Annotated in this window: 19 protein-coding genes and 1 tRNA gene; 12 read left to right on the top strand and 8 right to left on the bottom strand. The window is 63.0% G+C overall.

From position 1 onward, the window contains the following. Positions 1–14: 14 nt before the first annotated feature. Positions 15–1,367: a hypothetical protein gene (locus KBY83_RS09860; RefSeq protein WP_255019358.1), complete on the bottom strand. Its 1,353-nt coding sequence runs from the start codon at positions 1,365–1,367 to the stop codon at positions 15–17. Between the two features lie 231 nt (positions 1,368–1,598). Then, a tRNA-Lys gene (locus KBY83_RS09855) sits at positions 1,599–1,670 on the bottom strand. Positions 1,671–1,767: 97 nt separating this feature from the next. Here KBY83_RS09855 and KBY83_RS09850 point away from each other — a divergent pair. The 8 genes from KBY83_RS09850 to KBY83_RS09815 all read left to right on the top strand — a co-directional run bounded on the left by KBY83_RS09850 (position 1,768) and on the right by KBY83_RS09815 (position 8,802). Beyond that, positions 1,768–2,271 (top strand): gamma carbonic anhydrase family protein, encoded by a 504-nt coding sequence (locus KBY83_RS09850; RefSeq protein ID WP_255019356.1) that lies wholly within the window; start codon positions 1,768–1,770, stop codon positions 2,269–2,271. 73 nt (positions 2,272–2,344) lie between these two features. After that, positions 2,345–2,467 (top strand): photosystem II protein Y, encoded by a 123-nt coding sequence (locus KBY83_RS09845; protein WP_106632785.1) that lies wholly within the window; start codon positions 2,345–2,347, stop codon positions 2,465–2,467. Between the two features lie 4 nt (positions 2,468–2,471). Continuing rightward, on the top strand, positions 2,472–3,845 hold the full coding sequence (gene trmFO, locus KBY83_RS09840) for an FADH(2)-oxidizing methylenetetrahydrofolate--tRNA-(uracil(54)-C(5))-methyltransferase TrmFO (protein WP_255019354.1): 1,374 nt from the start codon (positions 2,472–2,474) through the stop codon (positions 3,843–3,845). Between the two features lie 27 nt (positions 3,846–3,872). Further along, the gene (crtH, locus tag KBY83_RS09835) at positions 3,873–5,402 is read left to right on the top strand and encodes a carotenoid isomerase (RefSeq protein WP_255019352.1); all 1,530 of its coding nucleotides are present in this window, start codon (positions 3,873–3,875) and stop codon (positions 5,400–5,402) included. 96 nt (positions 5,403–5,498) lie between these two features. Beyond that, positions 5,499–7,544 (top strand): bifunctional diguanylate cyclase/phosphodiesterase, encoded by a 2,046-nt coding sequence (locus KBY83_RS09830; RefSeq protein WP_255019350.1) that lies wholly within the window; start codon positions 5,499–5,501, stop codon positions 7,542–7,544. Next, positions 7,447–7,956, top strand: a complete 510-nt coding sequence (locus KBY83_RS09825; RefSeq protein ID WP_315858966.1) for an EAL domain-containing protein — start codon at positions 7,447–7,449, stop codon at positions 7,954–7,956. The genes KBY83_RS09830 and KBY83_RS09825 overlap by 98 nt, the downstream gene beginning before the upstream one ends. Before the next feature lie 28 nt (positions 7,957–7,984). Next, complete coding sequence (locus tag KBY83_RS09820; protein WP_254960319.1) at positions 7,985–8,269, top strand: hypothetical protein; 285 nt, start codon at positions 7,985–7,987, stop codon at positions 8,267–8,269. Further along, a complete protein-coding gene (locus tag KBY83_RS09815) occupies positions 8,266–8,802 on the top strand; it encodes a hypothetical protein (protein WP_255019348.1) in 537 nt (178 codons plus the stop codon). The genes KBY83_RS09820 and KBY83_RS09815 overlap by 4 nt, the downstream gene beginning before the upstream one ends. Here KBY83_RS09815 and KBY83_RS09810 read toward each other — a convergent pair. After that, complete coding sequence (locus KBY83_RS09810; protein WP_255019384.1) at positions 8,786–9,547, bottom strand: response regulator transcription factor; 762 nt, start codon at positions 9,545–9,547, stop codon at positions 8,786–8,788. The genes KBY83_RS09815 and KBY83_RS09810 overlap by 17 nt on opposite strands. Before the next feature lie 177 nt (positions 9,548–9,724). Between KBY83_RS09810 and KBY83_RS09805 the strand changes: the two genes are divergently transcribed. Then, entirely contained in the window at positions 9,725–9,991 is a 267-nt protein-coding gene (locus KBY83_RS09805; protein ID WP_254936090.1) for a DUF6761 family protein, read from the top strand. Between the two features lie 25 nt (positions 9,992–10,016). Here the strand turns inward: KBY83_RS09805 and grxD are convergent, their stop codons facing one another. The 4 genes from grxD to KBY83_RS09785 all read right to left on the bottom strand — a co-directional run bounded on the left by grxD (position 10,017) and on the right by KBY83_RS09785 (position 11,877). After that, entirely contained in the window at positions 10,017–10,340 is a 324-nt protein-coding gene (gene grxD, locus KBY83_RS09800; RefSeq protein WP_106632779.1) for a Grx4 family monothiol glutaredoxin, read from the bottom strand. Positions 10,341–10,344: 4 nt separating this feature from the next. Next, positions 10,345–10,578: a BolA family protein gene (locus tag KBY83_RS09795; protein WP_255019346.1), complete on the bottom strand. Its 234-nt coding sequence runs from the start codon at positions 10,576–10,578 to the stop codon at positions 10,345–10,347. 37 nt (positions 10,579–10,615) lie between these two features. Next, positions 10,616–11,113 carry a hypothetical protein gene (locus KBY83_RS09790; protein WP_255019344.1) on the bottom strand — a complete coding sequence of 166 codons (498 nt, stop codon included), beginning with the start codon at positions 11,111–11,113 and terminating at the stop codon, positions 10,616–10,618. Positions 11,114–11,184: 71 nt separating this feature from the next. After that, entirely contained in the window at positions 11,185–11,877 is a 693-nt protein-coding gene (locus KBY83_RS09785; protein ID WP_255019343.1) for a 1-acyl-sn-glycerol-3-phosphate acyltransferase, read from the bottom strand. Between the two features lie 179 nt (positions 11,878–12,056). On the opposite strand from KBY83_RS09785, the gene KBY83_RS09780 reads away from it, so the two are divergent. Beyond that, on the top strand, positions 12,057–12,806 hold the full coding sequence (locus KBY83_RS09780; protein ID WP_106632777.1) for a pyridoxine 5'-phosphate synthase: 750 nt from the start codon (positions 12,057–12,059) through the stop codon (positions 12,804–12,806). Beyond that, positions 12,803–13,123, top strand: coding sequence for an MgPME-cyclase complex family protein (locus KBY83_RS09775; RefSeq protein WP_254960312.1), 321 nt, complete (start codon positions 12,803–12,805; stop codon positions 13,121–13,123). Before KBY83_RS09780 ends, KBY83_RS09775 begins: the two co-directional genes overlap by 4 nt. On the opposite strand, the gene KBY83_RS09770 is transcribed toward KBY83_RS09775, so the two are convergent. Further along, positions 13,120–13,443, bottom strand: coding sequence for a hypothetical protein (locus tag KBY83_RS09770; protein WP_254960311.1), 324 nt, complete (start codon positions 13,441–13,443; stop codon positions 13,120–13,122). The two genes, KBY83_RS09775 and KBY83_RS09770, sit on opposite strands and share 4 nt — an antisense overlap. Positions 13,444–13,556: 113 nt before the next feature. On the opposite strand from KBY83_RS09770, the gene KBY83_RS09765 reads away from it, so the two are divergent. Then, positions 13,557–14,216, top strand: coding sequence for a metallophosphoesterase (locus tag KBY83_RS09765; RefSeq protein ID WP_255019342.1), 660 nt, complete (start codon positions 13,557–13,559; stop codon positions 14,214–14,216). Positions 14,217–14,220 lie beyond the last annotated feature (4 nt).

The following is a 14,220-nucleotide window of genomic DNA, read 5'->3' as shown; positions in this document are numbered from 1 at the left end:
CCCTTGAGCAGCCCCTAACCAACAAGCATCCGTCTGGCCACTGACGCCTTGGTCTGCTCACCGCTGATTTCACTCAAATACGTGCGGCGGTGCACCTCTGGGCTGTGGCCCATCACCGCCGCCACATCCGCGTAGTTCCAAGCCGTCGTTTCCCGGGCGCGAATCGCATAGGCGTGGCGCAGGTCATAGGGCACGCAACGTTCTTTGCGCTTCTGCGCCTTGCGCTTGCCCTGGGCCGGTGCCGTTTCCACCCAGGCATAGAGCTTGTTCTTGAGCTCAAACTCCGCCTTGGCATCGGAGCTGCGCAACTTGTGGCAGCACACCGCCCCCAGCCGTTCGTTGTTGTCGCAGCGCTTGACCAGATCGCGGTCGGGATCAAAGGGCAGGCCGTCCTCATTGACGAATTTGGGTTGATACCGGGCCCGCAGTTGTTCCAGCCGGTGCTCTCCATTGGCGCCAGAGAGCTGATAGCGCTCCACCCATGCCGCCGGCAGTGGCAGCGCCACCCGAAAGCCGGTCTTGGTCACCTTGATGTGGCGAGCCGCTACACCGATGCTCATCATTCCCTGCCCGTCGGGTAGTTCGGCGATGTGCCACACCTCATGGGGCCTCAGGCCATAGGTGGCCACCATCGCGAACACCCAGCCCCACAACGGGTCTTCCTCCATCACCTGATCCAGCCACTCCTGGATCGCCGCGGTGCTGGGGATGCGCCGCCTTGACTCACCCGCCGCCACCAGGGCCAGCTTCTTGCGGTTAACCATTCCCTTGAGCTCATCGCTCAGGGCTTCCGGTGCAATCGCCCCATAGCCAGAGCGCCGCAGGAGCGACACCACCTCCCGCTTCTGGCGAAAGCCCTGGCGATGGGTGGCCATCGGCATCAACAGAGCCGTCGGTTCGTCCAGGCGGGCCTTGAGGCTCTCGCTCGTATGCAGTGCAAAGCGGCGCACGTCCTCTTCTGTTGCCGGCCGGTCCGTAGGCAACAGGCAGAAGTAGCCCTTCCCCTTGAACGGGCCCACCAAATTCATGTTCACCCCCTGGCCGCGCTGGAAGGCCACCACAGCTGCGCAGATCTCCGGCCAGCTGGGGTTACTGGCGGTGGTCGCCTCCAGGTCCGCCTGGCTGTCGGGCAGGACCACGGGTTTGCCGCTTCTGGTGGCCTCAATCAGCAAGTCCTGGAGACTCTCGATCGCCTGGGGGTCAGCGGCGGCGTAGCCCTTAATGGTGTGTTCGCGGGTCCTTCCGCCCGCTCCCAGCTGATACACCGTGATCCAAGGGCTGCGGCGGTGCTCCCGCAGCCGGTAGCGGGCGCCGAGGGCACGCAGCACCGCATTACAGCGGTGCATGGGGCTCTGAATGGTGGCCATGGGGAACGCATCTCTATTGTGAGTGTTCCCACCGACCAGGCTCCCGGATCCACCCAGTCTCACGAGGTGAGACGAGCAGATTCCTTGGGACTTGTCCCAAGGAAATGACACAACTAGGGTTTTCGGCGACCCTTCCCGGACTCATTTCGCCCGAGGGAAGAGGCTCTGTTGACCCTTGAAAACGCTTGCGCCGCAGGGCTTATTCCTTGCAGTCTAAGGCGTTCCAAAATATGGGTCGCCTGAGATTCGAACTCAGGACCAATCGGTTAAAAGCCGAGTGCTCTACCGCTGAGCTAGCGACCCGCGCCCTTGGGCACTCATGAAACGTATCACCCAGGGGCGACCTCCTCCAAGGGGGCCCAGGCAACCGTGAGAATGGCCTAACAGCTGGCCGCAGCGGATGAGCGTCTTTCCCTGGCCCAAACCCCAGATCCACACCGAGGCCTGGGTGGCCGAAACGGCCGTAGTAATCGGCGATGTGCAGCTAGCGGCAGGAGCAAGTCTCTGGCCCACTGCGGTCGCCCGTGGCGACGTCTCTTCGATCGTGGTGGGTGAGGGCAGCAATGTGCAGGACGGGGCAGTGCTGCATGGCGACCCCGACCAGCCTGTAACCATCGGCGCCGATGTGACCATCGGCCATCGGGCTGTGGTGCATGGCGCCACCCTTAAAGACGGCTGCCTGATCGGCATCGGAGCCATCGTGCTCAATGGCGTCACCGTGGGAGAGGAGGCCCTGGTGGCCGCCGGATCGGTGGTGACTCGCGACGTACCAGCTGGAGTCCTGGTGATGGGATCCCCGGCCCAGGTGAAGCGAGAGCTCACGGCTGAGGCCCGGGCCGAGCAGCGCGAGCACGCCCGCCGCTACCGCCAACTCGCCGGTGCCCATGCCCAGGCGAACGGATGACGACAGATCCGGGTCTAGACAGGCGAATCCTGAGGTTCAGTCCGTAAGATCCTTAAATCTCGTTTGGCTTCCCATGGACGGTCGGCTGATTTTGGTGGTTGCTCCGATCCTGCTCGCCGCGAGCTGGGCCGTCTTCCATATCGGTCGTGCCGCCGTAGGACAGCTGCAATTGCTGCTCAAGCGCGCCCGCGCCTGAGCATTTGAGCTCTGAGCTGCTCGTTATCGGTGCTGGCCTGGCGGGTACGGAAGCCGCCTGGCAAATCGCCCAAGCTGGGCTGGCGGTGCGGTTGGTGGAAATGCGGCCAGTGCGCCGCAGCCCAGCCCACCACAGCTCTGAATTTGGCGAGCTTGTATGCAGCAACAGCTTCGGCGCCCTAAGTAGCGATCGGGCCGCAGGCCTGCTTCAAGAGGAATTACGGCGCCTTGGTTCGATGGTGATTCGCACCGCTGACGCCCACGCCGTGCCTGCAGGCGGCGCCCTGGCAGTAGATCGCGGCCGCTACAGCGCCGCCCTCACCGCCGCCCTCGAGCAGCACCCGTTGGTGACGGTGGAGCGGCGGGAGCACACCGAGCTGCCCGGCCCCGGTGAGATCGCCGTTCTGGCCACCGGTCCGCTCACTAGCGAGCCCCTGGCGGAGCAGCTGCGGGAATTCACGGGCCGGGCCGACTGCCACTTCTTCGATGCGGCCAGCCCGATCGTCGAAGGCGAGAGCATCGACCTGGGCGTGGCCTTTCGCGCTTCCCGCTACGACAAGGGCGATGCCGACTACATCAACTGCCCCATGGACCGGGAGCAATTTCTGGCTTTTCGGCAGGAGCTGCTAAGCGCCGAGCAGGCCGAGCTGAAGGACTTTGAAAAGGAGAGCGCTCACTTCTTCGAGGGCTGTCTCCCCATCGAGGAGCTGGCACGCCGCGGCGAAGACACGATGCGCTACGGCCCGCTCAAGCCAATTGGGCTCTGGGATCCCCGCTGGGGCGATCTCAATGATCGCGATGTGCGCCGCGCCAAGCGGGCCTACGCGGTGGTGCAGCTGCGCCAGGAAGACAAGGACGGCCGCCTTTGGAACCTGGTGGGCTTCCAGACCAACCTGAAATGGGGGGAGCAGAAACGGGTATTGCGGCTGATCCCGGGCCTGGAGAACGCCGAGTTTGTGCGCTTCGGTGTGATGCACCGCAACACCTTCCTGGAATCGCCCCAGCTGCTCGATGCCACCCTGCAGTTCCGCCAGCGCCCCAGCCTGCTGGCGGCGGGCCAGATCACGGGCACCGAGGGCTACGCAGCCGCGGTAGCTGGTGGCTGGCTGGCTGGCACCAACGCAGCCAGACTGGCCCTAGGCCTGGAACCCCTGAGCCTGCCAAAAACCACGATGCTGGGCGCCCTCAGTCACTTCATCGCCGAAGCGCCCAGCAAGAAGTTCCAGCCCATGCCGCCCAACTTCGGCTTACTGCCCGAGCTAGCCGAACGCGTCCGCGAGAAACGGGCCCGCTACGGCGCCTACCGCGACCGGTCCCTAGCGGATCTTGAGCCTTTCACTCGGCCCCTACAACTGCACGACGACAGCGCCGCTGCCTAGGGTCGCTTCAGCATCTCCAGCCCAACGTTGACCAGCAACCCTGCCCCCATCTGGGATGTGATCGTGATCGGTGCCGGCATCGGCGGCCTGGTCACCGCTTCCCAGCTGGCTGCCAAGGGGGCGAAAGTGCTGGTGCTGGAGCGATACCTCATCCCAGGAGGCTCCGGCGGCAGTTTCAGGCGTGATGGCTACACATTCGACGTGGGCGCCTCGATGATCTTCGGCTTCGGCGAGCAGGGGCACACCAACCTGCTCACCCGGGCCCTGGCCGATGTGGGCCAGCACTGCGACACCATCCCCGATCCAGCCCAGCTCGAATACCACCTGCCCGGCGGACTCAACGTGGCTGTGGACAGGGATTACGAGCACTTTCTCAGTGATCTCACCGCCCTGTTCCCCCACGAGGCGAAGGGCATCCGCGCCTTCTACGACGCCTGCTGGCAGGTGTTCCGCTGCCTCGATGCGATGCCGCTGCTTTCGCTGGAGGATCCGGCCTACCTAGCCAAGGTGTTCTTCAAAGCACCCTTGGCCTGCCTGGGCCTGGCCCGCTGGCTGCCGGTGAACGTGGGCGATGTGGCGAGGCAGCACATCAGCGATCCGGCCCTGCTCAAGTTCATTGACATGGAGTGTTTCTGCTGGAGCGTGATGCCGGCCGATCTCACGCCAATGATCAATGCGGGCATGGTGTTCTCCGATCGTCATGCCGGCGGCATCAATTACCCCAAAGGGGGCGTTGGTGTGATCGCGGAAAAGTTGGTAGCGGGATTGGAGAACCATGGCGGCGCGATTCGCTACAAGGCGCGTGTGACCAAGGTGCTGCTGGAGAACAACACTGCGGTGGGGGTGAAGCTGGCCAGTGGTGAAGAGCTGCGGGCCCGCCGCGTAGTGAGCAACGCCACCCGCTGGGACACCTTTGGCGCTCTGGTAGATGCCGCCCACACCCCCAAGGCCGAAACCACCTGGCGGCGCCGCTACAAGCCCTCCCCCTCCTTTCTCTCCCTGCACCTGGGCATCGAGGCCCAGATCGTGCCCAAGGGTTACCACTGCCACCACCTGCTGCTGGAGCGCTGGGAGGAGATGGAGGCCGAGCAGGGGGTGGTGTTCGTATCGATGCCGACCCTGCTGGATCCGGAGCTGGCCCCGGCAGAGCGCCACATCGTGCATGCCTTCACCCCCAGCTCCATGGAGCACTGGCAGGGGCTCACGCCAGCGGCCTATCGCGCCAAAAAACAGGCGGATGCCGACCGGCTGATCGGCCGACTCGAAGTGATCCTGCCCGGCCTGAAGGGGGCTATCCGTCACCGCGAAGTCGGCACGCCGCGCAGCCACCGGCGCTTCCTGGGCCGCATGGGCGGCAGCTACGGCCCAATCCCAGCCCTGCGCCTGCCGGGGCTGCTGCCGATGCCCTTCAACCGCACCGGCCTCACCGGGTTATATGCGGTGGGGGATTCCTGTTTCCCGGGCCAGGGCCTCAATGCGGTGGCATTCAGTGGCTTTGCCTGCGCCCACCGCATCGGCGCCGACCTGGGGCTTAATCCCTGGAACCTGCCTGACTAAGGTGGTTTCAAAGGGCAAAACGGCGGCCCAGTGACAGTCGACACGACCAACGAGCTCTCTCAGCCTTATGCGGGGGCAAGGCGCCAGTCCGCGCGAATGCTGTGGCGCTCATGGGCCAAAGAAGAGCGCATCAGCTGGATCAAGCGTGGCCATTCACGGTCGGCCCTGATCCTGTTTCTGATAGTCATCCTGGTTGGGATTGAAGCGGTCCGGAGGATTCAGCTGGCCAAGGGTCGAAGCGTCACCAACCAGACGATCGCCCTGGAAAAACTCGAAGCCGAATTCCGGGAAGCCCAGCGAATTGCGAGCGACTGGGGCTGGTGGGATGACAGCTATGCCTTCATCGAGGGCAAGAACCCCTCCTTCCCCTCCCAAAACCTGGCCACCAGCAGCCTCTTTGATCAAGGGGCCGCCATGGCGATCTACGACGCCCAAGCCCAACGCCGGGCCCTTCAGGTGGGCCTGAGCAGCCCGAGCCGGCCCCCTGATCAACGGCTGGTGCGCTGCCTTGACTCCACCGCCCGCACCCGCCGCCAACTGGGCCTCGCCGGCATCCGGGTGATCTGCTCAGACGAGACCAACAACCTCTACGTCGGCTTCGCCACCACCATCGGCACCAGCGACAACAGCCGTTCCACAACAGCGACCCTCATTTTCCTCAACCCGCTGGTCGAACCCCAGTTCGGCACCAACTTGAAGGAGGAGCTCAACCGCATCCAGGCTCAGCTGCAGCCCATCCCCCCAGCTGGAGTCATCGCCACGGGGGAGCCCTTGGCTGCGCTTAAACCCAAGACCTTCGGCGAAGACGGGCGACTGATCGGCGTCAAACCCGCCAATAGCCAGGCAGAGCAGCTCAGGGAACTAAACCATCTGCTGCTGCAGCTAACCGGCGGGGGACTGATCGCCCTGGCCCTACGCCTCAGCTGGAAACTGGCCGAGCGCCGGCAGAGAATGCTGCTGCGCCAGAAGGAACGCCGGGCTACCCAACGCATCCGCCGAAGTCACCTTGCACTGATTGAAATCCTTGAATTCAAAGCCCCCCAGTCGCTCCCTTCACCAGATCACAGCCCTGCCGGCCAAGCGATCGAGGGGTCGACCACAACCGGCAGCGAACCCGCTGGTCGCCAACGCGTAGACATCCAGTCGATTGCCAATCGGTTTGAACAGATTCTGGGCACCGCCCGCGATCTGGCTATGCACGATGCACTCACCGGCCTGGCCAACCGCCGCTATTGCATCGAACACCTTGAAAGAAAAATCGATCGCCTTAAGGAAGAGCAGACACTTCTTGTCCTGCTGTTTATCGATCTCGACAAATTTAAAAGCATTAACGATACCTATGGCCATCGCATCGGTGATCAAGCCCTGCGCAAGGCAGCCAACCAACTCAAGGCCCTCTGCCGCCAGGGTGATTTCCTGGCGCGCTACGGCGGCGACGAATTCATTCTGATTCTGAATCCGGGAGACTCTCAAAACGCCAGCAATGAAGACGATCTAGCCCTCCATGCCAAACAGGTAGCCCACCGGATCCTTGAGTCCTTTGAGAAAAGTCAAGTTGACTCCGCCTCGCCCTACCGACTCAGCCTGAGCATTGGGATCACGATCAGCGATCCACACCACTTCAGTAGTGAAGACATCATTCGAAAAGCAGACCTGGCAATGTACAAGGCAAAGTCATCCCAGGGGGAACACATTCACCTGTTCACAGCGGAAAATGAGTCCAATCCGCTCAGTGACTATCGCCTATTTACTGCGCTCCAACAGGCTTGCGAAGCATCACTTGAGCCATCGCAGCCCGACTCCTTCCGGATTTTATTTCAACCGATCGTCAACGCCGCAGGCGAAGTCCTAGCCGTTGAGGCTCTCGCCCGCTGGGATCACCCAGAACTGGGGGAAGTTCCCCCAACTCTATTTATCCCGGTAGCGGAACACTATCGAATCATGGGTCGCGTTGGCTGGCAGCTGATCGAAGCCACGTTGAAGACCTTCAAGCAGCTGATCCAAGCTCTAAAAGTAACCCCCAATCAGCTCAACCTAGCGATCAATATCAGCCCATCCCAACTCACCAAACGCATCTTTTTCAGGCCAATTAATCGACGCCATTGCAGCCCACGGAATCTCTTGCAACAGCATCAATCTTGAACTCACCGAAACCGCGATCTTCAACTCCACTGCAGCAGTTAAAACTAATCTGCGCCAGTGTCAAGAAGCGGGAATGCGGATTTCACTCGATGACTTTGGAACGGGCTTCTCCTCCATGGGCCTGCTGCTATCGCTAAAGCCTGACGAACTGAAGATCGATCGCAGTTTTGTAATCGGAGTTCTCAACGATTCCTATGCGGAACAAATCGTGGAACTGCTCCCTAGGCTCACGAACTCCGTATCGATGACCCTCGTCGCTGAAGGGGTGGATACCGAGGAGAGCTTTCAGCGGCTGCAACAGATGGGGGTGGCCCGATTCCAGGGCTATCTATTCTGTGAGCCCCTAAACATCGCCGCCCTGGTTGAGCTTGTGGGTGGAAAGCGACTCACAATCCCACTTCCCGCTGCATAGCCTGGGCCCAATAGCCCTAATGCAAGGAATGCCCGGCTCCCCTACCCCCAGCTCCGCCGAGCTGGCCACTTACCTCGAGCAACGCGGCGAGCTCAGCAAGCCCTGGATGCTGCAGCTACTAAGGCTCACCAAGCTCAAGGAGGCCAAGGACAGCATGGACCCGGATGCCTACATGGCCAGCCTGCAGGAGGCCCACGCCGATCTGATGCGACTTGGCGAATTCTGGAAAGGTCGCGAGCAGGAAGTTTTCAGCGGCCGCTACCAGCCAGAGACCCTGATCGAACCCCTACCCGGCTCCCCCGAAGATCGATGACCGGCGCCTTGGCCGTCAGCAGCGACCGCTACCCGATGGCCGCGCTGATCCGCTTTACCCTGATCGCTCTCTACTTGGCAATGGTGGCGCCCCTGCCCCTACTGGCACCAGCAGAGCTCAAATTGCTGCTTTGGCTGGCTCTACCCCTGGGGCTGGGCTTGGTAGTGGCAGCCACCAGTGAAGCCGTTGAGCTAAGTGCCGATGGCATTCGGGTTGGCCATCCCAGCTGGTGTGCCTGGCTGCTGCGCCGCGGCTGGAGCCTGCCTTGGAAATCCATCAGCGGGCTCACACCGGTAGCCACAAGCCAGGGGGGCCGGGTCTTTTACGTGAGGGGAGAAGACGGATCGGCATACCTGCTGCCGCAACGGGTCGCAGCCTTCGAGCAGTTTCTGGGCCGCTTCAGCAAGGAAACGGGCATCAACACCAGCTCAATCGGCCGAATCAGCCCACCTTGGACCTATCAACTCCTAGCCGGCCTGAGTGCGTCCATGTTGCTTGGAGAGTTGGTTTGGGCTCTTAAACCAATGAGTTGAGCTGCTGACGCGCCGGCTCTTCCTCGGCAGAAGCTTCAGGCAGGGTTTCAAGGCTGAAGCGATAGCCCTGCTGGCGCATCGTTTCGATGCCGCCTCCTTCACCCAAGCCAGCCTGCTCTAACTTGCGACGCAAGGTGAGCACTTGGGTGTCAACCGAGCGGGGACCGCCGCTGAAGGGTGGCCAGGCCATACGCAGTAGTTCCTGGCGACTGCGCACAACCCCAGGGGGCATTAGCAGGGCACAAAGCAGGGCAAATTCCCGTGGACTCAGCTCGACTGGCTGGTCGCGCAGGGTTACCTGGCGGAGCAATACGTGAACTTCAAGCGGTCCAACACAGACCCGTTCCTGCAGACCGGTGCCGCCACGGCGCAGCAGGGTGCGGCAGCGGGCGGCCAGTTCTTCCAGGCCAAAAGGTTTGCGCAACACATCATCTGCTCCCGCATCAAGCAGGCTCACCACGGGCTCCGAACCGGTGCGGGCCGTGAGCACCATCACCGAGCAGCGCAGCTGGGCCGCCAGGCGCAGGGCGGAACTCTCATCGAGTAGTTCTGCGCTGATCAGCAGATCGGGAGATTGGTCCTGGCACACGTCCAGAGCTTCACGAGCCGTAGCAACCGCCGCCGCAAGATGGCCGTCCTGCCGCAGGCGCTGGGCCAGCACCGTGCGCAGGGTCGCGTGGGGATCAACCACCAAAACCCGCTGGGGCTGGCTTCCGGCCTGATTGGCGGCCCCAGAGGCCGGCAGTGGCGGGTTAGAGGAGTTGATGGAGTCCACAACTGTGTTGAATTCACCTTAACGGCAGCCGCCAGGGGATCCGCGTATCAGTCGATGCGTTTGTGTGGACACCACCAACTATGCGGAGACCACCCAATCGCGGCTTCTGCCTCCAAGGGGCAAAATAGATAAAGGTCCTACGACCCCATGACTTCGCTTCAACACCCAGACGCCATCCGCCACTTCCAGTCGCTGTGCGATGCCTGCCAGGAACTGGCCCATCGCTTCCACAGCCCTGCTGAATTGCGGCTCTACGCCGATGGCTACATCCACGCCCTGCGCCGCACTGCGGTGCTTGATCCGATCTCCCAGCGGCGACTTGAGGAGCTCACCGACCGCTGGATTCGAGATCCTTCCAGCTTTGTGGGTCCCGATGGTGACCCGCGCAGCCTTTACGAAAGCGAGCGCTACTGACTCGCTGAATGGCTAACTGCCCCTATCAGCTAGCCAGAGCCACTTCCAGCTTCTCGCGCAACTCACCGGAGTTGTACATCTCGATCAGGATGTCGGAGCCACCGATGAATTCCCCTTTCACATACACCTGGGGAATCGTGGGCCAGTCGGAAAATGACTTGATGCCATTACGGATCTCAGCATCCGAGAGAACGTCGAAGGTTTCAAATGGAACCCCAACTGAGTGCAGTATCTGCACCACGTTGTTGGAGAAACCGCACTGAGGCATCAGCTTGTTGCCCTTCATAAAAACGAATACCGGGCTGGTGGCCAGGAGTTCTTCGATGCGTTGGCGGGTAGTGGCGTCCATGGACTCAGGCGGGAGTGGATGTTTGCAGGGCTAGGGCGTGGATTGCCTCACTGGCCAATTCCTGGCGTAGGGCGCCATAAACAAGCTGGTGCTGCCTGACCTTGGTCAGGCCGTCGAACGCTGCGGAGATGACCGTGACCTGCAGATGGTCGCCGCCGCCGGTGAGGTCTTCAACCTCCACCTGGGCATCGGGCATGGCCAAGGTGATTGCGGCCTTCACCTGGTCTGAATGCACCATCGAAGCGAAGAGGCAGCGAACAGGGGAAATCTAGTGGTCAGCTGCCAGGGGTTGCCGCGGCCCCTGCTGTGTAGGGAGTGGCGGCGAAGCCAATCTCGACCAGGCTCTGGAAAGCCTTGCGACCCTCTGGGCTGGCCGGGGTCATCACCTTGACCACCTCGACCAGCAGGGGCACCGCCACCTCAGGCTGGTTCTGGCGACGGAACAAGGCCGCCAAGCGCAGGTTCGCCTGAGCCATGGTTTCCAAAGCTTCCCGCCCCTTCTGGTCCATTTCGCGGGGGATGCGGGCATCGAGTCCGCGGAAGGAGCCGCTCAAGTCGCGATAAAAGCCGAGCAGGCGGCGACAGGCATCGCGGGCCTGGTCGTAGAGCTTGCGAGCTTCGACCAGATTGCCCTTAGCAACGGCGGCGTCACCGCGCACCAACAGGGCGCGCACACCCTCAAGATTGAACGGGCTGCCGGTGGACTCCAGGGCCTTTTGGGGCTCCTGCTGAGCTTGCACCTTGGCCGGAGCTAGGGGCGCTGCGAGGGCCATCAAGGCCAAAGCGGAGCCACAAATCAAGCGGGATGGCCTACGCACAACCAGCAAACAAATATGCATCAACTTTAGGGGGCTAGACCCAGGGCTCCCTGGGCCTGGCCTTCAACCACCGCCATGGCGGTGGCGAGGTGGGCGGTGAAAGCACTCGCAGCCTGCCTTCCCTGGCCCTCCAAGCTGAGAGGTGGGCCGAAACAGAGCACGGCCCCATCCCCGCGGCGGGGGGGGCGATGGCCATAGGCGATGCCCACGGGCACCACCGGTACCGCCACGCCCTGGCCCGCGGCCAGCATGGCCAGGCGGGCGAGGCCTTGGTGCAGCCGCAGGGGAATCTCTTCCCGCACGATGCGTCCCTCTGGAAAAACCACTAGCTGCTCACCGGCAGCAAGTAGGTCCACGGTGTAGCGCAGGCTGGCCAGGGAGGGACGCCCCTGACTCACAGGAAAGCAGCCCAAGCGGTGCAAAAACCAGCCCTGCAGCCCACGCATCTCATCAACCGTGACCATGAAGCGGCAATCCCGCCCCGTAATTCGGCGGCCTGCGGCGTGGGTCAACAGCAGGGCATCCCAGCGGGCCCGGTGGGTCGGAGCTAGCAGCAGCGGCCCGCTGAGCGGCAGATTTTTGCTGCCAAGCACCTGGACGCTGCGAAAAAAAAAGCGCAGGCCAATGTCCTGGCTAGCCACCATGGCGAGCGGTGCCAGCCAGGGGCTGATGCCATTGCAGAGCCCCTTTTCCCGGGAGGAGGGGGCCTGGGTGGACAACGCCGATGGGCCGGATTGAACCGCCAACAACCCGTTAAGTGCGACCAAACTCAAAGCTAGGGGCTAGGCAATGGAGCTCGGCTCGAGCGCGGGCAGTTGAACTGGCGTCCTGAGCCGGCGCAGGTTGCGGTATCCATAGGATTTGGGCTGGATCACCGCCTGCCAACCACTCCCCAGCCATGGCCAGCCTCGGCGTCAACATCGACCACATCGCCAATGTGCGCCAGGCCCGCCGCGCGGTGGAGCCCGATCCGGTGAGCTATGCCCTGCTGGCCGAGCTGGGGGGGGCTGACGGCATTACCGTGCACCTACGGGAAGACCGGCGCCACATTCAAGACCGCGATGTGGAGCTGCTGCGTCAAACCGTGCGCAGCCGGCTCAATCTGGAGATGGCCGCCACAGCTGAGATGGAGGCGATCGCCCTGCACATCCGGCCCGACATGGTGACCCTGGTGCCGGAGAAGCGTCAGGAGGTAACCACCGAGGGCGGCCTCGATGTGGCGGGCCAGCAGCCAGCTCTCAGCGCTCTGGTGGGTGCGCTGCAAGATGCCGGCATTGGCGTGAGCCTGTTTGTGGACGCGGAGGCGAGCCAGCTGGAGGCCTGCCGCGCCACCGGCGCGCGCTGGGTGGAGCTGCACACCGGCGCCTATGCCGAAGCCAGCTGGAGTTTGCAGCCAGCCGAGCTGGCCCGGCTCACGGAGGGGAGCTTCATCGCCCGCAGCCTCGGGCTGAGGGTAAATGCCGGCCATGGCCTCACCTACCAAAACGTGGAGCCCATCGCCGCCATCGAAGGCATGGAGGAGCTCAACATCGGCCACACAATCGTGGCCCGGGCCCTGGCGGTGGGCCTGGAAGAAGCTGTTCGGCAGATGAAGGCGCTGATACAGAATCCGCGCCGCGACCCCCTGTTCGGCAGCCGCCAGCTATGAGCACCTACCACTTCATCGCCGCCAGCGAAGCGTTCCTCACCGTCGAGGAGCCCCTTGAGGAGGTGCTGCGCGAAAGGGTGCGCCATTACGGAGAACAGGGCAAGGAAATCGACTTCTGGCTGGTGAAACGGCCGGCCTTTCTCGATGCACCCCAACTCGAACCGATCGGCAGCGCCGTGCCGAGGCCGGCGGCGGCGGTGGTGTCCACCGATGAGAAGTTCATCACCTTTCTGAAGCTGCGCCTGGAATTCGTGGCCACGGGCCGCTTTGAAGCCCCCAGCACCTCAATCCCCGACGCCCTCGCCAGCGCGTCCTAAAACAGCCCCAAGAAGCGTTTGCGCGGCCCGTCATCGGAGGCTCCCTGACCGCCATCCTGCTGGTAGCGAGGCTTGTTATCACCAATAGTGAGTAAGGCCTCCTTGTTTTTCCACCACACCCAGTCGCGGATTGGTGGGGTGTTCGCCAGTTGCTGGCGGCTTAGCCCTAGGCCGAGTTTGGCGGAGGCATCGAGCAGAACGTCGAGCATCTCCTCACCGTTGCCGCAGCGGGCCAAGGCCTCATTGGTGCGCTTAGCGCCATTTAGGGCTTTTACCAGGGCGTTTACCCGCTGGACCACCGACAACGACGCTGGATTCATCTGACTGTCACTGGGTGGGGCGACCGTACCAGCGCTGGCCGGTCGACATGAATCGCTGGGGGGCTGACAAGTGGCCGTCAGGCAGGCAAGACTGGAACTAACGCGATGGACTGATGACGTCCCCTTCACGTTCCTGCCACCACTGGGTGATCGGGGACGTCCACGGTTGTGCCGACGCGCTTGAGCTGCTGGTAGCTCGCCTACCTGCAGGCGACAAGCTCGTGCTTTGCGGTGATGTGATCAACCGCGGCCCCGAGATCCGCCGCACCATGGAGCTGGCCTGGGGCTTGGTAAGCTCCGGCCGGGCCATCTGGCTGATGGGAAATCACGAAGCCGACCTAGTGGCCGCCCTGCGGCAAGGCGACTGGACCGCTCAAAGGGCCTTGGCCGGCTGCGACACCTATCGCCAGCTCGGCGATCGCCACTGCCGCCTCTGGCAGGAGCGGCTGGAGCAGCTGCCCCGCACCTACGCCGGTGAAGGCTGGCTCGCCACCCACGCTGGCTTCAATCCCGACACCTGGGAACCCGACCTCAGCATCCGCATGCCCTTCTGGCAGGCCTACGACGGTCGCTTCGGTGAGGTAGTGATCGGCCACACCCCCGGGCCCCAAGTGCGTCGCCTCGGCCAGATCGTGATGGTGGATACGGGCGCCTGCTACGGCGGCGAGCTTTCGGCCTACTGCCCCGAAACCGGAGCTATTCACGCCGTTTACGGCTTGCAAGAGCGCCGGCTCTCCTCCTTCAGCCAGGAGCTGGCAGGCTGCCTGCCATGACGAC

This window comes from Cyanobium sp. WKJ7-Wakatipu, from assembly GCF_024345355.1.
GTDB lineage: Bacteria > Cyanobacteriota > Cyanobacteriia > PCC-6307 > Cyanobiaceae > Cyanobium_A > Cyanobium_A usitatum.
Note: the sequence above shows the minus strand (reverse complement) of the source record. Positions and strands in the feature narration are given on the sequence as shown.

Coding starts and splice junctions, on each gene's coding strand:
- KBY83_RS09780 (WP_106632777.1), top strand. CDS start 12,057: ATGGCCAGCCTCGGCGTCAACATCGACCACATCGCCAATGTGCGCCAG.
- KBY83_RS09775 (WP_254960312.1), top strand. CDS start 12,803: ATGAGCACCTACCACTTCATCGCCGCCAGCGAAGCGTTCCTCACCGTC.
- KBY83_RS09830 (WP_255019350.1), top strand. CDS start 5,499: ATGCTGTGGCGCTCATGGGCCAAAGAAGAGCGCATCAGCTGGATCAAG.
- KBY83_RS09770 (WP_254960311.1), bottom strand. CDS start 13,443: ATGAATCCAGCGTCGTTGTCGGTGGTCCAGCGGGTAAACGCCCTGGTA.
- KBY83_RS09850 (WP_255019356.1), top strand. CDS start 1,768: ATGAGCGTCTTTCCCTGGCCCAAACCCCAGATCCACACCGAGGCCTGG.
- grxD (WP_106632779.1), bottom strand. CDS start 10,340: ATGGACGCCACTACCCGCCAACGCATCGAAGAACTCCTGGCCACCAGC.
- KBY83_RS09820 (WP_254960319.1), top strand. CDS start 7,985: ATGCCCGGCTCCCCTACCCCCAGCTCCGCCGAGCTGGCCACTTACCTC.
- KBY83_RS09795 (WP_255019346.1), bottom strand. CDS start 10,578: ATGGTGCATTCAGACCAGGTGAAGGCCGCAATCACCTTGGCCATGCCC.
- KBY83_RS09790 (WP_255019344.1), bottom strand. CDS start 11,113: ATGGCCCTCGCAGCGCCCCTAGCTCCGGCCAAGGTGCAAGCTCAGCAG.
- KBY83_RS09805 (WP_254936090.1), top strand. CDS start 9,725: ATGACTTCGCTTCAACACCCAGACGCCATCCGCCACTTCCAGTCGCTG.
- KBY83_RS09860 (WP_255019358.1), bottom strand. CDS start 1,367: ATGGCCACCATTCAGAGCCCCATGCACCGCTGTAATGCGGTGCTGCGT.
- KBY83_RS09845 (WP_106632785.1), top strand. CDS start 2,345: ATGGACGGTCGGCTGATTTTGGTGGTTGCTCCGATCCTGCTCGCCGCG.
- KBY83_RS09815 (WP_255019348.1), top strand. CDS start 8,266: ATGACCGGCGCCTTGGCCGTCAGCAGCGACCGCTACCCGATGGCCGCG.
- KBY83_RS09765 (WP_255019342.1), top strand. CDS start 13,557: ATGACGTCCCCTTCACGTTCCTGCCACCACTGGGTGATCGGGGACGTC.